This window comes from Gordonia sp. NPDC003376 (assembly GCF_053589235.1).
This window is the reverse complement of sequence record NZ_JBSFRM010000014.1, coordinates 57,896-75,116: the sequence shown is the minus strand read 5'-3', so window position 1 is coordinate 75,116 and position 17,221 is coordinate 57,896. Positions and strand designations below refer to the sequence as shown.

Genomic DNA, 17,221 nt, shown 5'->3' with positions numbered 1-17,221 from the left:
TCGATCGACGGAACCGTGCAGACAGTCCGGTGTGGGATGAACACGGTGCTCCTCGACGCTCTGCTCGCCACCGACATCGACGCCCCGTACTCGTGCCGCGAAGGCGATCGTGGGTCGTGTGTGGCTCGGCTGACCGCGGGAGAAGTCGACCACGGCAACGGAATAGCCCTCGAACCCGAGGACATCGACGATGGCTACCTACTCACCTGCCAGGTCACCCCGCAGGGCAGCGACATCGCGATCGAGTTCGACTGAACCCGGCACCGGACGACCCCCCGTGGGATGCCCGGGGCGATACGTTCGTCGCGATGGGCCATGCCGTCGGTGACCCTGTGTAAGACCCCGCATCGCAACTCGGTGTTGGCGGACTCTGTGCGGTGAGCGGCGTGAGACCGATGGCGGACGGGGTGCGTATCAGTGCCAAGCATGGCGTGAACTGGCGATCGGGGCTGCCGAGTCTTGGGTGATGAGGGCTTGGGTGGACCCGCGCCGATCATGCCGCGGCAATCACCGGTGTCGAGCCGTGATCGCTGCCTTTCCACCGTGGGAGCGCTTGGGTGGAATGCCGAGTCCGGGGCGCCCTCGGGTCCAAAACGAGGTGATAGAGGCGATATTCACCGCCTCTACCCGGTCTCCATTCGGGGGTCACATCCGGCGTCTCGGCGGATGCGTGTTCGGCAGGGAGTCCGAAACTCTTCTGCGCACCTCAGACTTGCCCGGCGACGAATTGGGGCGGCTGCTGGTTGAGCGCAGGCTCGCGGCTGTCCACGTTCTCCTGGATCAGAAGAACGCAGATCGGTTCGCGGGTCACCTGGCGCCATCGGTGCCTGAGTCCAGAGCCGTACTGGAGGGCGTCGCCGCCATGTAAGTCGAACACACCATGTCCGGCCACCTCCATCTCGCAGTGACCGTAGGCAACGTACATCACCTCTGCGCCGGGATGAGTGAAGTAGTCTCCGAACTCGGTTGGTCCAGAGCGATATTCAACCGGCACAAACGGCCATGACCCCCGGACCAGAGCTCGGGCCATACCTCCGCCGTGTGGCACTTCTATCCCACTCGCGCCATGGATCATCCCCACTCGGTCATCGGCACCACCGTTGAGCGCCATGAGCGAGTGCGCCGTTGTGCCCAGCGTGTCCGCCAAGCTCGTCAGTGATCGCATGCTCGGTCGGGCCAACCCGCGTTCGATCTTGCTGAGAAACGAGTGTGTCAGCCCGGTGGAGCGCTCGAGATCTTTGAGGGTGAGTCCCTGGGACTTGCGCCGGCTTCGGATCGACTCGCCCAACGCTTGCAGCAGCTCGACTTCCCGGTCGTCGCTACTCACCGTCAGACTCCTTCACCCAGATTGAACGCTGCCCGATCAACCGAAGCCGACGGGCTGTCCACCCAACATAACCGACCACTGGCCGCGAGAATCTCGAGGGTTGTCGTGACCCGCGTGGCGTGCAAGTCCGATACCTGGCTGGGGCCGTTGTGGATCACCGGCAGATCGGACCATGTGTGATGTCAGGGCCGCCAGATGTCCTCCTCGGTCTCGTGCCCTCGTGGAGGATAGCTCGGCAATGACGGGCAGCGTGCTCGAAAAAAGAAGTGTGACTTGATATTCCGGTGATCAGTGCGTACTTGAGCGGTGGCGGGCCCGGTGGTGACCAGCTGGCGGGCGACTTGTGTGGGCATGAAACAGATCTGCGGGCACGTCGAAGCCGTTCGGGTGACATCCCTTCGGTCGTCGGTCCGGAGGACGGCGCCGATCACGTCGGCCAACTGTCATACGCAGTACGAGTCGGTACACGACCGACCGCCGGCGGCTCGGTCCGGTTCGGGTCGGTTCAGCCGAAAATACAGACGAGACAGTCGATTCGATGGTTTACAAACTCGAAACCTATCGATACGACCGGGTAACGTACGAGGTGCAATGTTCCTGTCATGACCATTCCGAGGGAGGCCCGGCATTGACCGCGGCCCACACGAACGCCGCGCTCGCCGACATGGTCGGGCATGTGCGCGCAACATCCGACACGGTGATGTGGGGCCGGTTGCCCGCGCCGTCCGACTCTCCGGTTGCGACTGTGAACTCCGGAGACCTGCTCCGGCTCGACACCCTCAGCCACGAGGGCGCCCTTCCCGATCAGGGCTCGGATCCGTTGGGCTTCTTTGCACGTCACGGCCTGACCGACGTCCTTCCAGACCTGGTCGAGTGCGCGCAGAATCTTGACCGCGACCCGATTGCCGACGGCCCACACTTCGTGACCGGACCAGTCGCAGTCCGGGGAGCAATGCCCGGAGATCTACTCAGAATCGACGTCGTCTCACTGCACCGACGGTGTGACTACGGAGTCGTATCGAACCGCCACTACAAAGACATCTTCGCGGCTGAGCCGGCATTGCGGTCGTTCACCCCCCGGGAGTTGTCCTATGAGGTCGTGCACGTGACCGCACGCGATCACCGGGAGTTCGCGGCCATGCCCGGGTTCCCGGATGTCGCCCTGGAACCCTTCCTGGGAATCATGGGTGTCGCCCAACCCGGAAACGAACGGCCGCATTCCGGTCCGCCCGGTTCCTTCGGTGGAAACCTCGACCTGACGTACCTCACCGAGGGCTCGACACTGTTTCTGCCGATACAGGTCGAGGGTGCGCTGTTCTATGTCGGCGACCCCCATTTCGTGCAAGGCAATGGCGAGATAGCCTCAACTGCGCTCGAGGCCCCCCTGACGGCGACAGTGAGGCTCTCGCTGGTGCCCAGCGGGGCCACCGAAGGGCGCGTCAGCGGACCGGTGGCGCTGTCGAACGACAAACTGGTCATCTGTGGTCTCGATCGTGACCTCGGACGTTCGGCTCGACTGGCAACGGCGCAGACCCTGACCCTGTTCGAGGGCTGTGGACAGTCGTCCCAGGAGTCCCTGCTGTGGTTGAGCATGGCCGGAGATCTCGAGGTGACCCAGGTGGTCGACGGAGTGATCGGGACACACATGGTTTGTCCCGCAGAGGCTTTCGCTCCGCTGATCGAGAACTGGGCACCCGACCTCTCCTTCTGCACCGTCAACCCCGACAACACTCTGGAAGGCAACTGACATGACACTGCTCGACGTGCCGGTCATCGATTTCGAACCCTTTCTGAAAGGAGGGGAAGTGGAGAGACGCCGGGTAGCGAAAGAGGTGGATCAGGCATGCCGGGACATCGGCTTTCTGGTGATTCGTGGACATGGCGTCGACACCGAACTGATCGAGAACACGCGGGACATCTCGCGGCGGTTCTTCGAGCTTCCCATCGATGCCAAGCGGGCCGTCGGACGGCCCGCTCCCGATGTGTCCCGGGGGTATGTGGGTGTGGCAGGAGAATCGATCGGCCGCTCGCGCGACGCCGCCTATACCGCCGGAGATCTCAACGAGAGCATGATGATCGGCCCGGTCGACATCCCACCGCCGGCCTACTCCACCTCGGACGCAGCAGGACAGCACTTCGCACCCAACATCTGGCCCGAGCAACCCGAGGGCTTCGAGAAGATCTGGACCGCGTACTACCGGGCGATGTCGGATCTCGCTGCAGCGCTCATGCGGTCATTCGCCTTGGCCCTCGGCGAGGATGAGCACTTCTTCGACAGCCGAATCGACCGACACATCAGCCGACTGCGGGTGCGCAACTATCCTGCGCCGGTGACGCCGCCCGAGCCAGGCCAGATTCGCGCCGGTGCGCACTCGGACTACGGCAGTCTGACCATTCTGGCGACCGAAGACTCGCCCGGGGGTCTGCAAGTGTGCAATGCCGCCGCCGAATGGCGCGATGTGCCCATCGTTCCGAACTGTTTCATCATCAACATCGGTGATCTTCTCGCGCGCTGGACCAATGACCAGTGGGTGTCCACCCTGCATCGAGTCGTGAACCCACCCCTCGGCGAGGGCCCCACCAGCCGACGGCAGTCCCTGATCTTCTTTCACAATCCCAACTACGACGCCGTGATCGAAGCCATTCCGTCGTGCGTGGTACCGGGAGAACCCGCCAAATATCCGCCGACGACGTCGGGTGACCACCTCCGAGAGCTGTTCATCAGAACCCAGAACCAGACGTAGCTTCACCCAACCCCGAAAGGTGTAGATCCATGACACTTCTCGATGTTCCCCTCATCGACATATCCGCGTTTCGCGACGGCACCGATGCCGACCGCAGACGGGTCGCCGCAGACGTGGACCGCGCCTGCCGCGACATCGGATTCCTCATCATCACCGGTCACGGTGTCGGGCCCGATCAGATCCGGCGGGTCTATGACACCAGCAAGGAGTTCTTCGCACTTCCCGATGAGGAGAAGCTCCTGGCCGCGCGCCCGGACCCGTCGCACATTCGTGGATACAGCGGCTTCGGTACGGAGGCGCTGGCTCAGCTCGAGGACGAAGCCGCGCCACCAGATCTCAAAGAACTCTTCGATGTCGGCCCCTCGAACGTTCCCCACGACGACCCGTACTTCAGTGTGGAATCGGCCGGCGCGACCTTTGCGCCCAATGTGTGGCCGGCGCGTCCCTCGGCACTGGAAACCGAACTCACCGAGATGTTCTCGACGATGAGCAACACGGCACACCTGCTCGGCACGGTGTTCGCCTCCGCACTGAATCTCGATCCCGACTACTTCCTGCCCAAGACCGACAAACACACGAGCATCATGCGCGTCAACCGGTATCCGAAGCAGGAAATACCAGCCTTGCCGGGGCAGCTGCGCACCGGCGCACACACCGACTACACCGCGTTCACAGTGTTGTGGCAGGAAGAAGTGCGATCGGGTGGGCTACAGGTCCTGAACAAGGCCGGCGACTGGGTCGATGTCCCCTATATCCCGGACTCGTTCGTCGTGAACATCGGTGACTCGCTGGCCCGCTGGACCAATGATGCCTGGGTATCCACGATGCACCGCGTGGTCAATCCAGCCCGCGACGAGGCCGCCAACCATGATCGAATCTCGATCGTGTTCTTCTTCCAGCCGAACTACGACGCTGTCATCGAGTGCCTGCCGACCTGCAAGAGCGACACGCAGCCCGCCAAGTACGCCCCTATCCGCAATGGCGAATATCTTGCCATGAAATTCGCGCAGCAACAGATCGTGGAAGAAGACATCGCGTGACCATCGCCAGCCAATCAAATCCCACGCTGAATTGGGTGAACATCTTCGCCAGAAACCTCGAAGATCTTCCTCGTTTCTACTCGGAACTCTTCGGGCTCAACGAGATCGAGTACATGCGGAATTCGGTGTTCTGTGGCTACTCGACCGGTGCGAGCGCATTGGGATTTCTTGCACCCGAGGTCTATGACGTCCTCGAACTGGAAGCCTATCGTGATCAGTCCGGCGCTGGATTTCTGCTGAACTTCGAAACCCACTCGGTCGAGGAGGTCGATCGTCTCGTCGGAGTGGCCGTCACCGCAGGTGCCACCCTGATCAAGGGTCCGTACGAAACCGGATACGGTTGGTATCAGGCAGTGCTGACCGACCCCGAGGACAACATCTTCCGGATCAACAAGATCCTCGAACCGCGCGAGGGCCCGTGACCGGACCACTACACGGAGCAACTGCGATAGTCACCGGCGCCGGCCGCCCAAACGGTATCGGAGCGGCCGTTGCACGCAGGTTCGCCCGTCAGGGTGCTCGGGTGATGATCACCGACATTCTCGCTGAAGGCGCACGGACAGCCTCCTCTCTTGCAGCCGAGGGTCTCGAGGTCGGCTTCATCACCCACGATGTCGCCGATGAAGCCGACTGGGCGACGGTCATCGCCCGGTGTTCGGACCGCTTCGGTCCGCCGAACGTGTTGTGTAACAACGCCGGCATCTACAACGGTACCCCGATCCTCGACGAGGACCTGGAACGCTGGAACAGGACCATCGAGCTCAATCTGACCAGCGTGTTCCTGGGGATGCGTTCGGTCATACCGACCATGCGTGACCACGGCGGCGGATCGATCATCAACATCTCCTCGATCTGGGGTCTGGTCGGCGCCGAAGGTGGCGCCGCGTACCACGCCAGCAAGGGTGGTGTGACCGTGCTGACCAAACATGTGGCAGCTGCACACGTCGCGGACAACATCCGGGTCAACTCGTTACACCCCGGTGGTGTGGATACCACGATCATGACGCAGTCCGGTCCGGACAACGCACAGCAGGTCGCGGCGCGCACACCCATGAGGCGTTTGGGTACCCCTGACGAAATTGCCTCTGCAGCTGAGTATCTCGCGTCACCAGGCGCGTCCTACGTTACCGGTGTCGCACTGCCCGTAGACGGCGGATACACAGCCATGTGACAGGCGCCGTCTTCCTCGGCGCACTGCCAGCACATTCCCGCACGACCCGGCAGCAGGTGCCGGCCCTCGAGGTCGGCGCCCGATGCCCCGTGCATCGCTTGCGAAGAACCCCCACTCGCCAGATCAAAGGCCTTGTCATGCCCAATTCCAGAAATCCACGCAGACTGCTGGCCACAGCCGCAGCGGTCCTCACACTCTCGCTCGGCTCGGCACTTGTCGCATGCTCCGGCGACACCGGAAGCGATTCCTCAGCCCGAATCGCGTACTTCACCATGGGGCTGAGCAACTCCTACCTCACGTCTGCAACCGATGCCTCGAAGAAGGTGGCCGATGATGAGGGTGTCGCCATGGATGTGTTCAGCGCTGACTTCGACTCGGCGAAGCAACTGACCCAGATCCAGGACGCCGTCTCCAGCGGCAAGTACAAGGCACTGGTCGTGGAATCGATCGATGGGCAGACGGTGTGCAAGTCGTTGACCGATGCCGCCGAGACGATGGTGGTGGCGATATACAACACGCCGATCTGCGGTGATCTCGAAAACCTCTACACACCAGGAACATTGGGATTCTTCGGGCGAGATGAGGCGGAGTCGGGAAGGCTGTTCGCCGAGTACACCGCCAAAGCCCTGCCACAGGGCGGCCACGTCGCCTACGTCCCCGGCCCCAGCGAGAGCTCGATCGTCCAGCTCACGTCGAGGTCGTTCGCCAACGCACTCAATGCTCATCCTGACATCACGGTGGCGGCAACGGTTCCCGGAAACTGGGACTCCGCACAAGGGCTGTCCGCAACCCAGGACATCCTCCAGTCGCACCCCGATATCGACGCGATCGTGTACGGCGACGACAACTCTGCAGCGCCGTCGGTGAAGTGGCTGGTCGACAACGGAAAGCTCGGATCGATCAAGATCATCTCGCTGGGCGGTTCGTCGACGGTGGTCGACATGATCAAGTCCGGTCACGCGTATGCGGACATCGCGGGCTTGCCGGTCGAAGAGTCCACCCGTGCAGTCCAGGCCGCCATCCAGACGATCAAGGGGCAGCCCGTGAATGTGCCGGGATGGGATGCGGCATCGCACGTTTACAACGTGCTCAAAGACCCGATGTTCAACGGCGGAGATCCGGTCATCACCGCCGCGAACGCCGACGGCTTCACCGCGGTCTGGAGCGTCGGCTGATGTCTGCACCGGCGAGTACGCGCGAAGCGCAGTCGGACCCGGTCCTGTCGGCCCGTGGCATGGTCAAACAGTATCCCGGCGTGCGTGCCGTCGACGGTGTCGATCTCGATCTGCGACCGGGCGAGATCCATGGCCTCGTCGGCGAGAACGGGGCGGGCAAGTCGACATTGATCAAGCTGCTCACCGGTGCAGTCGGATCCGACGGTGGATCGATCCGGGTTGACGGACGGCATGTCACCTTCCACGGGCCCCGAGACGCACTGGCCGCCGGAATTGTCGCGGTCCACCAGGAGCCCAGCCTGGTGCCACGCCTGTCACCGGCCGCGAACGCCTTCCTTGGTGCACCGCTGTGTCGATTCGGAGTACTGCGCCGGCGAGAAATGAACAAGCGGTTCAGCTTGCTGGGTCGCGAACTGAATCTCGACCTTCCCGACCGGGGTGTGTGCGGGTCCTTGTCCGTTGCCACCCAACAGCAGATCGAAATCGTCCGGGCACTGCAGCGGAATGCTCGCATCCTCGTGCTCGACGAGCCCACTGCCGCGCTCGGACAGTCCGAGCGCGCGACCCTGCTACGCACGATCACCTCGCTCAAGGGCCGCGGCGCCGCGGTCCTGTACATCAGCCACCATCTCGACGAGGTACTCGAGATCTGTGATGCCGTGACGGTGATGCGTTGTGGTCGCCGGATCACCACGGCGCCGGTGGGGGCACTGAACCACGCCCGGCTCGTCGAAGCGATGGTCGGCCGCGCCGTTGTACAGGTTCAGCGGCGCAGCACGGACGGTGCTCGGGGCCACGAGCGACACGGTGCCGGTTCTCGGGTTGCCCCTCGCCTCGCGGTCACCGGCGTCCGTTCCGCACACGTCAATATCGACCACTTCGGTGTCGGTGCGGGAGAAATCGTGGGACTTGCGGGCCTGGTCGGGTCCGGGCGCAGCTCCTTCCTCAGACTTCTGGCGGGGTGGCCTCCAGATCACGGCACGATGCATATCGATGGCCGACCGGTCACGTGGCCGGCCTCGCCGGCAAAGGCTCAGGACCATGGCATCGCACTGGCACCAGAAGACCGTAGGACGCAAGGCCTCATCCTGGGGATGACCTCGTCGGAGAACGTCCTGCTTCCCGCGCGACGATCGATCGCTGCGGCCGGGATCGTCCGGATGCGCAAGAGGTCAGCGGCACGGGTGGCGGACCTGGCCGCGGCGGTCCAACTGGCTCCGGCCAAGATCGGAGTCCGGACCCGGACGCTGTCCGGTGGAAACCAGCAGAAGGTGGTGCTGGCCAAACTCCTCGGAACCCGGCCTCGAATCCTTCTCATCGATGAACCGATGCGCGGTATCGACGTAGGTGCCAAGGCCGAGATCTTCGACGTCATCGCTGCCGCAGCGGCCGCGGGAGCCGCAGTGATCATCGCCTCGGAGGAGACTGATGACCTTCTCGCCTTCTGCGATCGCGTGCTGGTCATGTGGCAGGGACAGCTGATCGTCCCCGACACCGACGCCACCGACGCCGAATCGGCCGTCTACAACGCAATGCTCGGCATACGGGGACACCACCAATCACACTCATCACCGGCGGAGACGATTTCATGAACATTCTCAACAGCGCAGCAGGATCGACGGCAGCGGGATCGATAAGGGCGCTGACCTCCGGACGCACGGGACCGACGTTCAATCGCTACGGGATCCTGGTCCTGCTGGTCTGTGTCGTCATCCTGGCCTCGGTGCAGAGTGACTTCCTGTCGCCGACCAACCTCGCCAACATCGTAGAGCAATGGGCTCCGGTCGCCCTGATGGCCATGGCGATGACCTTCTGTCTCATCGGCGGTGGCTTCGATCTGTCGGTCGGTGCCACCTACGCGTTGGGCGCCACGGTCAGCGCTTCGGTGGCGCAGACCCAGCATGCCGGTGTGGCGATGGTGGTGGCCCTCATGGTCGGTGCCGGCATCGGTCTCGCCAATGGCCTTGCTGTGACCAAGATCAAGATCAACCCACTGATCGCCACGCTGGGAATGTCTCTGATCGTCGGAGGGGCGGCCCTGCTCATCTCCGATGGCGAAACCTACACCACCGATTCATCGCTGCTCTCGTGGCTCGCGTCGGGATCGATCGGCCCGCTCCCGGTGCCGCTGTTGCTGCTCATCTGCACGGCGGTTGTGGCAACGTTCGTCCTCACGCGAACAACCTACGGTCAGTCGCTCTACGCCACCGGCGGCAATGAGAGCGCGAGCTATCTCTCCGGCATTCCCGTTGATCGTGTTCGGATCTGGACCTATGTGATCACCGGAATCGCCGCTGCTGCCGCAGGTGTCCTCTATGTCGGCCGAGTCGGGTCCGGTCAGGCGAACATCGGTGACGGAATCGAACTCCAGGTCATCGCCGCCGCCCTCATCGGCGGCGTGTCACTCCTGGGAGGTGAAGGCGCGATCTGGCAGGCACTCTCTGGGGTGGCGCTGCTCGCCGTGCTCCAGAATCTGTTCAACCAGAACAGCATCAACGCCTACTGGCAGTCGATCGTGCAAGGGCTCATCATCTTGTTCGCCGTCGGCGTCGATGCGGTGAGTCGCGGTGATCTCCCGGCCACGTGGCGCAGTCGTATCCGGGGGCTGCTCGCGGTCACCGATTCACCGGCCGCTGGGACTGCCCGTAGCCGACCCACCACCACCGCCTCCGGACCACAGAGATGAGAACGCCATGTACGACACAGCTATTCGTCGTGTCAAACTCCCCGAAACCCCGGGTACCCACCTCGGTGTGCTCAACGACATCGGAATCGTCAACGGCAAGATCGTCGCCATCGCTCCATCACTGGGCGCTGCCCACGAGAACATCGAGGCCGATGGACTGCTGGTGATTCCAGGACTTGTGGACACGCACCTGCATCTCGACAAGTCCCGGACCGCGAACCGGTGTCATCTTGCCACTGGTTCTCTGCATGAGGCCATCAGCGAGACGGGGCGCATCAAGGCAGCGTTCACCGAGGACGACATCTATGCGCGGGCCGAACGCACTCTGCAGGAATGCATCACACAGGGAACCATGTACATCCGCAGCCAGGTCGAAGTCGATTCCACGGTCGAGTTGCGCAGTTGGCGAGCGATCCGCCAACTCGCGGCAGACTACCGATGGGCTGTCGACATCCAGTGTTGTGTCTTCGCACAGGAAGGCCTGACCAACTCCCCCGAGGGCGACGAGTTGCTCGTGCGTGCGCTCCACGAAGGCGCGAACGTGATCGGCGGCGCGCCGTACGCCGATCCCGATCCGGGCGGCCAGCTCGATCGTGTGTTCGAGCTCGCTCGTGACTTCGGCGTGGACATCGATCTGCACCTCGACCTCGCCGAGACGGTCGAGGGCATGCAGCTCGAGGACACGTGTCGACGGACCATTGCGGCCGGGATGCAGGGCCGGGTCACCGTCGGACATGTCACCCAGATGTCGCTGCTCCCCTTGATCGAACGCGAACGACTCAGTGATCTCGTCGCCGAGGCGGGTATCAGCTTCACCGTCCTTCCGGCCACCGATCTGTTCTTGATGGGTCGCGTTGCCGATGCTGCCCGGCCTCGGGGGGTGCTTTCCCTCGATCCGCTCCTCCACCGCGGTATTGCCTGCTCGATCGCCACCAACAACGTCTTGAATGCATTCACTCCCTATGGCGACGGCTCGCTCCTGAGGATGGCCAATCTCTACGCCAACATCACCCACCAGGCGAGCCCCGCTCAGCTGCACCGGTGCCTGGAACTGGTCACCACCTCCGCCGCGGACCTCATGCACCTGTCCGAGTACGGACTTGCGCCGGGATCGGTGGCCGACCTCATCTGCCTCGAAGCAGACACCGCTGCCGATGCAATAGCCCGGCTCAGCCCACCACGGTGGGGCCTCAAACATGGTCGACAGACCTTCGTCCGCCCGGCGGCCCAGTTGACCATTCCCACGAGGATCTGACATATGCGACCACCCGTGACCCTGCAGAACTCCGTTGATTCAGATGTCCTGGAGGCATTTTGGCGCTACGACGACGCCCTGCTCAGTGATGATGTGGCGGCGATGGGGGCACTGTTCGAGGATTCGGCACACACCCTGCGAGTCGATGGCACACGCATGCTCGTCGGACATCAGGAGATCACCGAATTCCGCTCGAGTAGAGCACATCCCGCCACCCGGCAGATCCTGCATGCCCACGCCCGGACGATCGCAGCTGACACCGTGTTGATCGCTGCGGTGACACATGCCCCCGACCGCATCGACCTGCGCGGCTACCAGACCCAGGTCTGGCAGAAATGTGGCGAGCGGTGGGTGATCATCGCTGCGCACCTGACCGCTCCGTCGCACACCGCCAGCTTTGCCACGCAGGCTGCCGCCGATACATCGATCTGGCGTTGCGTGGGCGCGCCGCTCATGTCGGCAACGAGACCCGGACCGCTCAGCAGCGTGGGCATGGCGGTCAAGGACGTGTTCGCTGTCGCCGGATTCCCGGTGGGTGCGGGCAATCCGACATGGCTTGCCGAAGCCCCGGTCGCCGAGGAGTCCGCCGACGCTCTCGCCATCCTGTTGGCATCAGGCGCCCACGTGACGGGTATTGCCCGCACCGACGAGTTCGCCTACAGCCTCGACGGGATGAATCACTACTACGGCACACCACCGAACCGGGCCCACCCCGACTCGATACCCGGGGGATCCTCGAGTGGTTCGGCCAGTGCCGTCGCCGCCGGTCACGCTCAGCTGGGGCTCGGGTCCGACACCGCCGGCTCGATCCGCGTCCCGGCCTCACTGCAAGGTCTCTTCGGACTGCGTACCACCCATACGGCAATCAGCACCGCCGGAATGCTGCCGCTGGCGCCGAGCTTCGATACCGTCGGACTCCTTGCGGCAGACCCGGACGTCTTGGTCCGGGCCTGTGGTCTGCTCGTACCATCGGCGTCGCCGGGTGCAGCCGTCGCTACCCTCACCGTGCCGGCACTGAATTCCATCGCAGCCCCCGAAGTCCGGTCCAGCTTCCACCATCATGTGGACCGGTTGACCGCACAGGGGGTCTTCCCCCCGGTCACCGCCGTCGACATCGATCCCTCGACGCTCGACAGCTGGATGAGAGCGTTCCGCGTGGTGCAGGGCGCCGAAGCCTGGAAGCAGCACGGCGCGTGGATAACCGAGCATCCGCACGCACTCTCGGATGGCGTGGCCGAACGCTTCCGGACAGCGGCCGAAGTGACCGCCGAGCAAACTGCGGCCGCCCATGCCCGCCTCACCGAGGCGAGGTCGTTCCTCACCGAACTCACTCGCAATGCCTACCTGGTCCTTCCGACCTCTCCCGATGGGGCACCACGCCGAACGAGCTCGGTACGGTTTCGAAGCATCTTTCGCACCGCCACACTTCGACTGACCACCCTGGCCAGCGTCGCGGGTCTGCCTGCCGTCTCGATTCCCCTCCTGCACAGTGGCGATGGCAAACCCGTCGGCCTGAGCGTCCTCGGAGCTCCGTACGCCGACCTGAAACTGGCCGAACTCGCCCAGGTGTCGATCGACGAGGATGTCCGCGTCCGATGAGATTTCCACGATCAGCGACGGACCATCCTGACCGGGTGTATCTGACCGTGATGATGATCCTGACGTTTGTAACCGGGATGGTGGATGCCGCAGGGTACTTGGGGCTCGACAAGGTGTTTGTGGGCAATATGACCGGAAACGTCGTCATCCTCGGCATGGGTGCCTCAGGTACCGATGGCCTGCCCGTGCTCGGGCCGACCGTCGCACTGGGTACCTTTGTCGCGGCGGCATACGTGACACGGACATTCCTCCGTGACCAACCGGCCGGTTGGACCCGCCGCAACTCCTGGTGCCTGGCGGCGAACACGGTCATCTTCGCGGGCTGCGCCATCGCCGCACTGACCGTGCACCACACCTCAGCGCAGATCGTCGAAGCGGCCGCCAGCGCCTTCGCCATGGGAAACCAGGCGTATCTGGCGCGGCGGGCGAACGTCAAAGACATGACGACGGTTGTCGTCACCTCCACCCTGGTGATGCTCGCAGGCGAATCCACTTCACTGCGCGACCGGCGTCTGGCGGCCGTTCTCGCCATGGCGCTCGGTGCGGTGGCGGGCGCACTCGTGCTCACCCACGTTCACCTGGCGGGGGTCTTCCTGGTCGCGGGCCTACTCACGGTGGGTGCAGCGATCCTCGCCCATCGTCGGCACGTGACGGACGTCGGAGATCGTCGTCGGGCTTCGGAAACCGTCCTCACGTGAGTCAGGGATTCCGGATGACCCGGTGACCGGTTCAGCTCGACATGATCACCCGCACGATGTACCTACTCCACGTAGTGCACCCTGACGGCGAGCACCGGAATCGGACCCAGCAGCATCTGGCGCACCCTGTCGAGGACGGCCTTTCCGCGGCCAACCACCGCGGGGCGACCTCGTCGGCACTTCTCGGCATGGTCGGCACCGTCATGGACTCCCCTGACCCTGGCTCGCGCATCCTGGCGAGTGACCCGTGCCGAGGGAAGTGCCCCACCGTGGACGATCCTGGTGGGCGGGATGCGGGTGGCAGCAAAATCTACGCGATCACGCCGATGTCTTGCCTCACTCATCCGACCAGGATCAAGTCAGCAGATCGATCCACCACGTCGAGAGAAGACATCATGAAGAAGAACGCGGTACGAGCACTGACCTTCGGCGGGATCGCCGTCCTCGCCGTCCTCGGTGCCGCCGCCACCGCGGGCACCGCGGCGGCCGATCACGTCGACCAGCCGAAGCCCAGCGGCCCACCGTGGAGCGAGTCGCGCGACGGCCTGACCTACTGCTTCGAGGGTTTCTGCGACAACTGGGACAAGCTCGACAACTATGTGTGTACAACCGGGGCACCGACGGCCCTGGTCTGCGACGCGATCATGGTGGGGGTGCGCGTACTCCCCCCGATGAACATCGGTGACCTCGTCCCACACAACATCGTCAAATAGAAACGCCCACCGCGTATTCCGTCCAGGAAGTGATCAGAAGTCATGTCCGACACGAAAGACAAGAACCTCAACCCGCTGGCGATCTTCGCCGGCTTCATCCCCTGGATCGCCTTCGCCATCGTCGCCTCACGGCTGGCCGCCGACGGTGTCGCCTGGAGTGCCTTGCTGTCGGCGACGATCAGCCTCGCGTTCATCATCTACAACCGCCGCACCGGCGGCCCCACACAGATGGACATCTACTCGCTGGTCCTGTTCGGGGTGATCGCCGTGGTCGGCTTCATCGGCGACCACGCCGTCGATGACTGGCTGTACGAGTGGGGGCGTCCGCTGGTCGGGGTGATCCTGGGCCTGACACTGCTGGTGTCGTCGCCGGTCCGTCCGTTCACCGCCGAGTACGCCAAGCGGTCGACGCCCCGTGAGTTCTGGGACTCGCCGCTGTTCCGCCGGATCAACCTGATCCTGTCCGCGGCATGGGGTGTGGTGATCACCCTGATCGGTGTGTCGGGAGTCCTCGTCACCGTGTTCGACGCCCATGCGACCGGAACCGACAGTGCTCACCTGGTGGACTTCTTCCTCAACTGGGCGGTCCCGATCGGGCTGATGGTCTGGATGGTGCACTTCACCAACAGCTATCCCGATCGCGCCCGTGCCGGCTATCTGGCGCAGCACGCCGGGTGACCGGGGGATCAAACGTGGGGCCGGTGGTCGCGGGGAAGGTCAGACCACCGGCGCCGCTGTGGCCTGCTCGGGCTCATCGGGTGCGCCGATCGGCCTGCGCACATTGATCAGGACACCCGCCTCGAGTGCCACCCCGGCCAGGATCGCCGCGGCGACGTAGAACCCGATGCTCTGTCCGTGCACCATCGCCTCCGCCTGGAGCGCCGCGACGTCGGCAGGCCCGTGGACCGAGGAGATGTGGTCGGTGACGTAGGCGGCGGCCACGTTGACGGCGATGGTGTTGAGCAGTGCGGTGCCCACCGCGCCACCGACCTGCTGGGAGGTGTTGACCATCGCCGAGGCGACACCGGCATCGCGGGGTTCCACCCCGTAGGTGGCGAGGTTGATCGAGGTCATGAACACGGTGCCCATGCCGGCGCCGAGTAGCAGCAGTGCAGGGAACACCACACTCCAGTACCGGGTGGACTCCGCCGAGATCTGGCTCAGCAGCAGCATCCCGCAGGCACCGAGCAACGCACCGGGCACCAGCAGATACCGCGGGGGGACGCGGGTGATCAGCCGCGCTGCGATCTGGGTGGAGCCCACCAGCATGCCGACGACCATCGGGAGGAAGGCGACGCCGGCACTCAGCGGCGAGTAGTGGTGTACCACCTGCATGTAGAGCGTGAGGAACAGGAACGACCCGAACATCGCGATCACGGCCAACGCGACGCTCAGATACGCGCCGCCGCGTGCCCGGTCGGCGACGACGCGCAATGGCAGCAGCGGATGCCGGCTGCGGGTCTGCCAGAAGACGAAGGCCGCCAACAGCACCACCGCGGCGATCAGGCAGGAGATGGTGCCCGTGTCGCCCCACCCCTTCTCGGCGGCCCGACTGAATCCGTACACCACCAGGGCGAGTCCGGCGCCACCCAGGATCACGCCCGGAATGTCGAGTCGGGGTGTGTGGTCGTCAGCGCGAGGTGGCTCCTTGATCTCGACGATCGCCCCGAACAGGGCGACCACGGCGAACACCACGTTGATGTACATGGTCCAGCGCCAGTCCAGGAACTGCGTGAGCAGACCGCCGAGCAGCAGACCCACCGCGGCACCGCCACCGGCGATCGCCCCGAAGATGCCGAAGGCGCGGGCCCGCTCCTGCGGGGCGGTGAACATCACGGTCAGCAACGAGAGTGCGGCCGGGGCCAGCAACGCACCGAAGGCGCCCTGCAATGCCCGGGCACCGAAGAGCATCGCCTCGTTGACCGCGGCACCGCCCAGTGCGGACGCGAACGCGAAGCCGACCAACCCGGTCATCAAGGCACGCCGGCGACCCCACAGATCGGCGATGCGGCCACCGAAGAGCAGCAGGCCACCGAACGCCAGGGCATAAGCGGTGATGACCCACTGCTGATTGGCGGTGCTGATACCGAGATCGGCCTTGGCGTCCGGAAGCGCGATGTTGACCACGGTGCCGTCGAGCACCACCATCAGTTGCGCCAGGCAGATGAAGATGAGGGCCTTCCAGCGGCGCGGGTCGGGGTCGGCGGATGGCAGCACAACGGGATCGGACATTCGTCGACTCGCTTCTGTGGACGGAGCGTGCCGTTTCAGCGTACGCCGTCTCGGAAGCCGGTGAGATGTGCTCTGCCTCTGTGGATTTCAGTATCGGAAGAAGAGGGCAAATGGTGCGAAGTCGGCGCAGATCTGTTCCGGTCGCCGGCAGCCGACCGCCGAACGCAGCCATCTCCGAGGTGGTCACGTCGAGATGCCCGGCCGTCGGAGATTTCGACACGCCTCGTCGCTGCGCTCCTCGTCGGCTCAATCGGCGTGGGGGTCGCGGTTCGTCGTCGGCTCGATTGGCAACAGCGGCATCCCGCATGGTGGTTGAGCAGGTCGTCCTCGCGTAGCGAGGTCGCCCGTCTGTCGAAACCTCTGTGGGCTGCTGCTGGAACGCACCCCCTCTTCGAGGTGCTCGCCGGCCGAGGTCGGCCGTCGGAGGTTTCGACACGCCTCGTCGCTGCGCTCCTCGTCGGCTCAATCAGCGTGGGGAACACGCCTCGTCGTCGGCTCGATTGGCAACAGCGGCATCCCGCATGGTGGTTGAGCAGGTCGTCCTCGCGTAGCGAGGTCGCCCGTCTGTCGAAACCTCTGTG

16 protein-coding genes are annotated in these 17,221 nt (G+C 64.2%); 14 read left to right on the top strand and 2 right to left on the bottom strand.

Going from position 1 to position 17,221, the window contains the following annotated elements; translation table 11 throughout:
• Positions 1-36 precede the first annotated feature (36 nt).
• Positions 37-255 carry a 2Fe-2S iron-sulfur cluster-binding protein gene (locus ACWDUA_RS15320; RefSeq protein ID WP_449751855.1) on the top strand — a complete coding sequence of 73 codons (219 nt, stop codon included), beginning with the start codon at positions 37-39 and terminating at the stop codon, positions 253-255.
• A gap of 451 nt (positions 256-706) precedes the next feature.
• Here the strand turns inward: ACWDUA_RS15320 and ACWDUA_RS15315 are convergent, their stop codons facing one another.
• Complete coding sequence (locus ACWDUA_RS15315) at positions 707-1,327, bottom strand: helix-turn-helix domain-containing protein (protein ID WP_449751854.1); 621 nt, start codon at positions 1,325-1,327, stop codon at positions 707-709.
• A 628-nt stretch (positions 1,328-1,955) separates the two neighbouring features.
• Between ACWDUA_RS15315 and ACWDUA_RS15310 the strand changes: the two genes are divergently transcribed.
• The 13 genes from ACWDUA_RS15310 (at position 1,956) to ACWDUA_RS15250 (ending at position 15,086) form a co-directional block, all read left to right on the top strand.
• Positions 1,956-3,074, top strand: a complete 1,119-nt coding sequence (locus ACWDUA_RS15310) for an acetamidase/formamidase family protein (RefSeq protein ID WP_449751853.1) — start codon at positions 1,956-1,958, stop codon at positions 3,072-3,074.
• Between the two features lies 1 nt (position 3,075).
• Positions 3,076-4,071: an isopenicillin N synthase family dioxygenase gene (locus ACWDUA_RS15305; protein ID WP_449751852.1), complete on the top strand. Its 996-nt coding sequence runs from the start codon at positions 3,076-3,078 to the stop codon at positions 4,069-4,071.
• Positions 4,072-4,100: 29 nt separating this feature from the next.
• Positions 4,101-5,111 (top strand): isopenicillin N synthase family dioxygenase, encoded by a 1,011-nt coding sequence (locus ACWDUA_RS15300; RefSeq protein WP_449751851.1) that lies wholly within the window; start codon positions 4,101-4,103, stop codon positions 5,109-5,111.
• The gene (locus ACWDUA_RS15295) at positions 5,108-5,533 is read left to right on the top strand and encodes a VOC family protein (RefSeq protein WP_449751850.1); all 426 of its coding nucleotides are present in this window, start codon (positions 5,108-5,110) and stop codon (positions 5,531-5,533) included. Before ACWDUA_RS15300 ends, ACWDUA_RS15295 begins: the two co-directional genes overlap by 4 nt.
• Positions 5,530-6,282, top strand: coding sequence for an SDR family NAD(P)-dependent oxidoreductase (locus ACWDUA_RS15290; RefSeq protein ID WP_449751849.1), 753 nt, complete (start codon positions 5,530-5,532; stop codon positions 6,280-6,282). The genes ACWDUA_RS15295 and ACWDUA_RS15290 overlap by 4 nt, the downstream gene beginning before the upstream one ends.
• Before the next feature lie 137 nt (positions 6,283-6,419).
• Complete coding sequence (locus ACWDUA_RS15285; protein ID WP_449751848.1) at positions 6,420-7,457, top strand: sugar ABC transporter substrate-binding protein; 1,038 nt, start codon at positions 6,420-6,422, stop codon at positions 7,455-7,457.
• Positions 7,457-9,049 carry a sugar ABC transporter ATP-binding protein gene (locus ACWDUA_RS15280; RefSeq protein WP_449751847.1) on the top strand — a complete coding sequence of 531 codons (1,593 nt, stop codon included), beginning with the start codon at positions 7,457-7,459 and terminating at the stop codon, positions 9,047-9,049. The genes ACWDUA_RS15285 and ACWDUA_RS15280 overlap by 1 nt, the downstream gene beginning before the upstream one ends.
• Complete coding sequence (locus ACWDUA_RS15275) at positions 9,046-10,143, top strand: ABC transporter permease (RefSeq protein ID WP_449751846.1); 1,098 nt, start codon at positions 9,046-9,048, stop codon at positions 10,141-10,143. Before ACWDUA_RS15280 ends, ACWDUA_RS15275 begins: the two co-directional genes overlap by 4 nt.
• Before the next feature lie 7 nt (positions 10,144-10,150).
• Positions 10,151-11,398, top strand: a complete 1,248-nt coding sequence (locus ACWDUA_RS15270; protein ID WP_449751845.1) for an amidohydrolase family protein — start codon at positions 10,151-10,153, stop codon at positions 11,396-11,398.
• A gap of 3 nt (positions 11,399-11,401) precedes the next feature.
• Positions 11,402-12,997 carry an AtzH-like domain-containing protein gene (locus tag ACWDUA_RS15265; protein WP_449751844.1) on the top strand — a complete coding sequence of 532 codons (1,596 nt, stop codon included), beginning with the start codon at positions 11,402-11,404 and terminating at the stop codon, positions 12,995-12,997.
• 35 nt (positions 12,998-13,032) lie between these two features.
• Complete coding sequence (locus ACWDUA_RS15260; protein ID WP_449751843.1) at positions 13,033-13,695, top strand: YoaK family protein; 663 nt, start codon at positions 13,033-13,035, stop codon at positions 13,693-13,695.
• A 395-nt stretch (positions 13,696-14,090) separates the two neighbouring features.
• Positions 14,091-14,408: a hypothetical protein gene (locus tag ACWDUA_RS15255; protein WP_449751842.1), complete on the top strand. Its 318-nt coding sequence runs from the start codon at positions 14,091-14,093 to the stop codon at positions 14,406-14,408.
• Positions 14,409-14,450: 42 nt separating this feature from the next.
• Entirely contained in the window at positions 14,451-15,086 is a 636-nt protein-coding gene (locus ACWDUA_RS15250; protein WP_449751841.1) for a hypothetical protein, read from the top strand.
• A gap of 39 nt (positions 15,087-15,125) precedes the next feature.
• On the opposite strand, the gene ACWDUA_RS15245 is transcribed toward ACWDUA_RS15250, so the two are convergent.
• The gene (locus tag ACWDUA_RS15245) at positions 15,126-16,640 is read right to left on the bottom strand and encodes an MFS transporter (protein ID WP_449751840.1); all 1,515 of its coding nucleotides are present in this window, start codon (positions 16,638-16,640) and stop codon (positions 15,126-15,128) included.
• Positions 16,641-17,221: the final 581 nt, after the last annotated feature.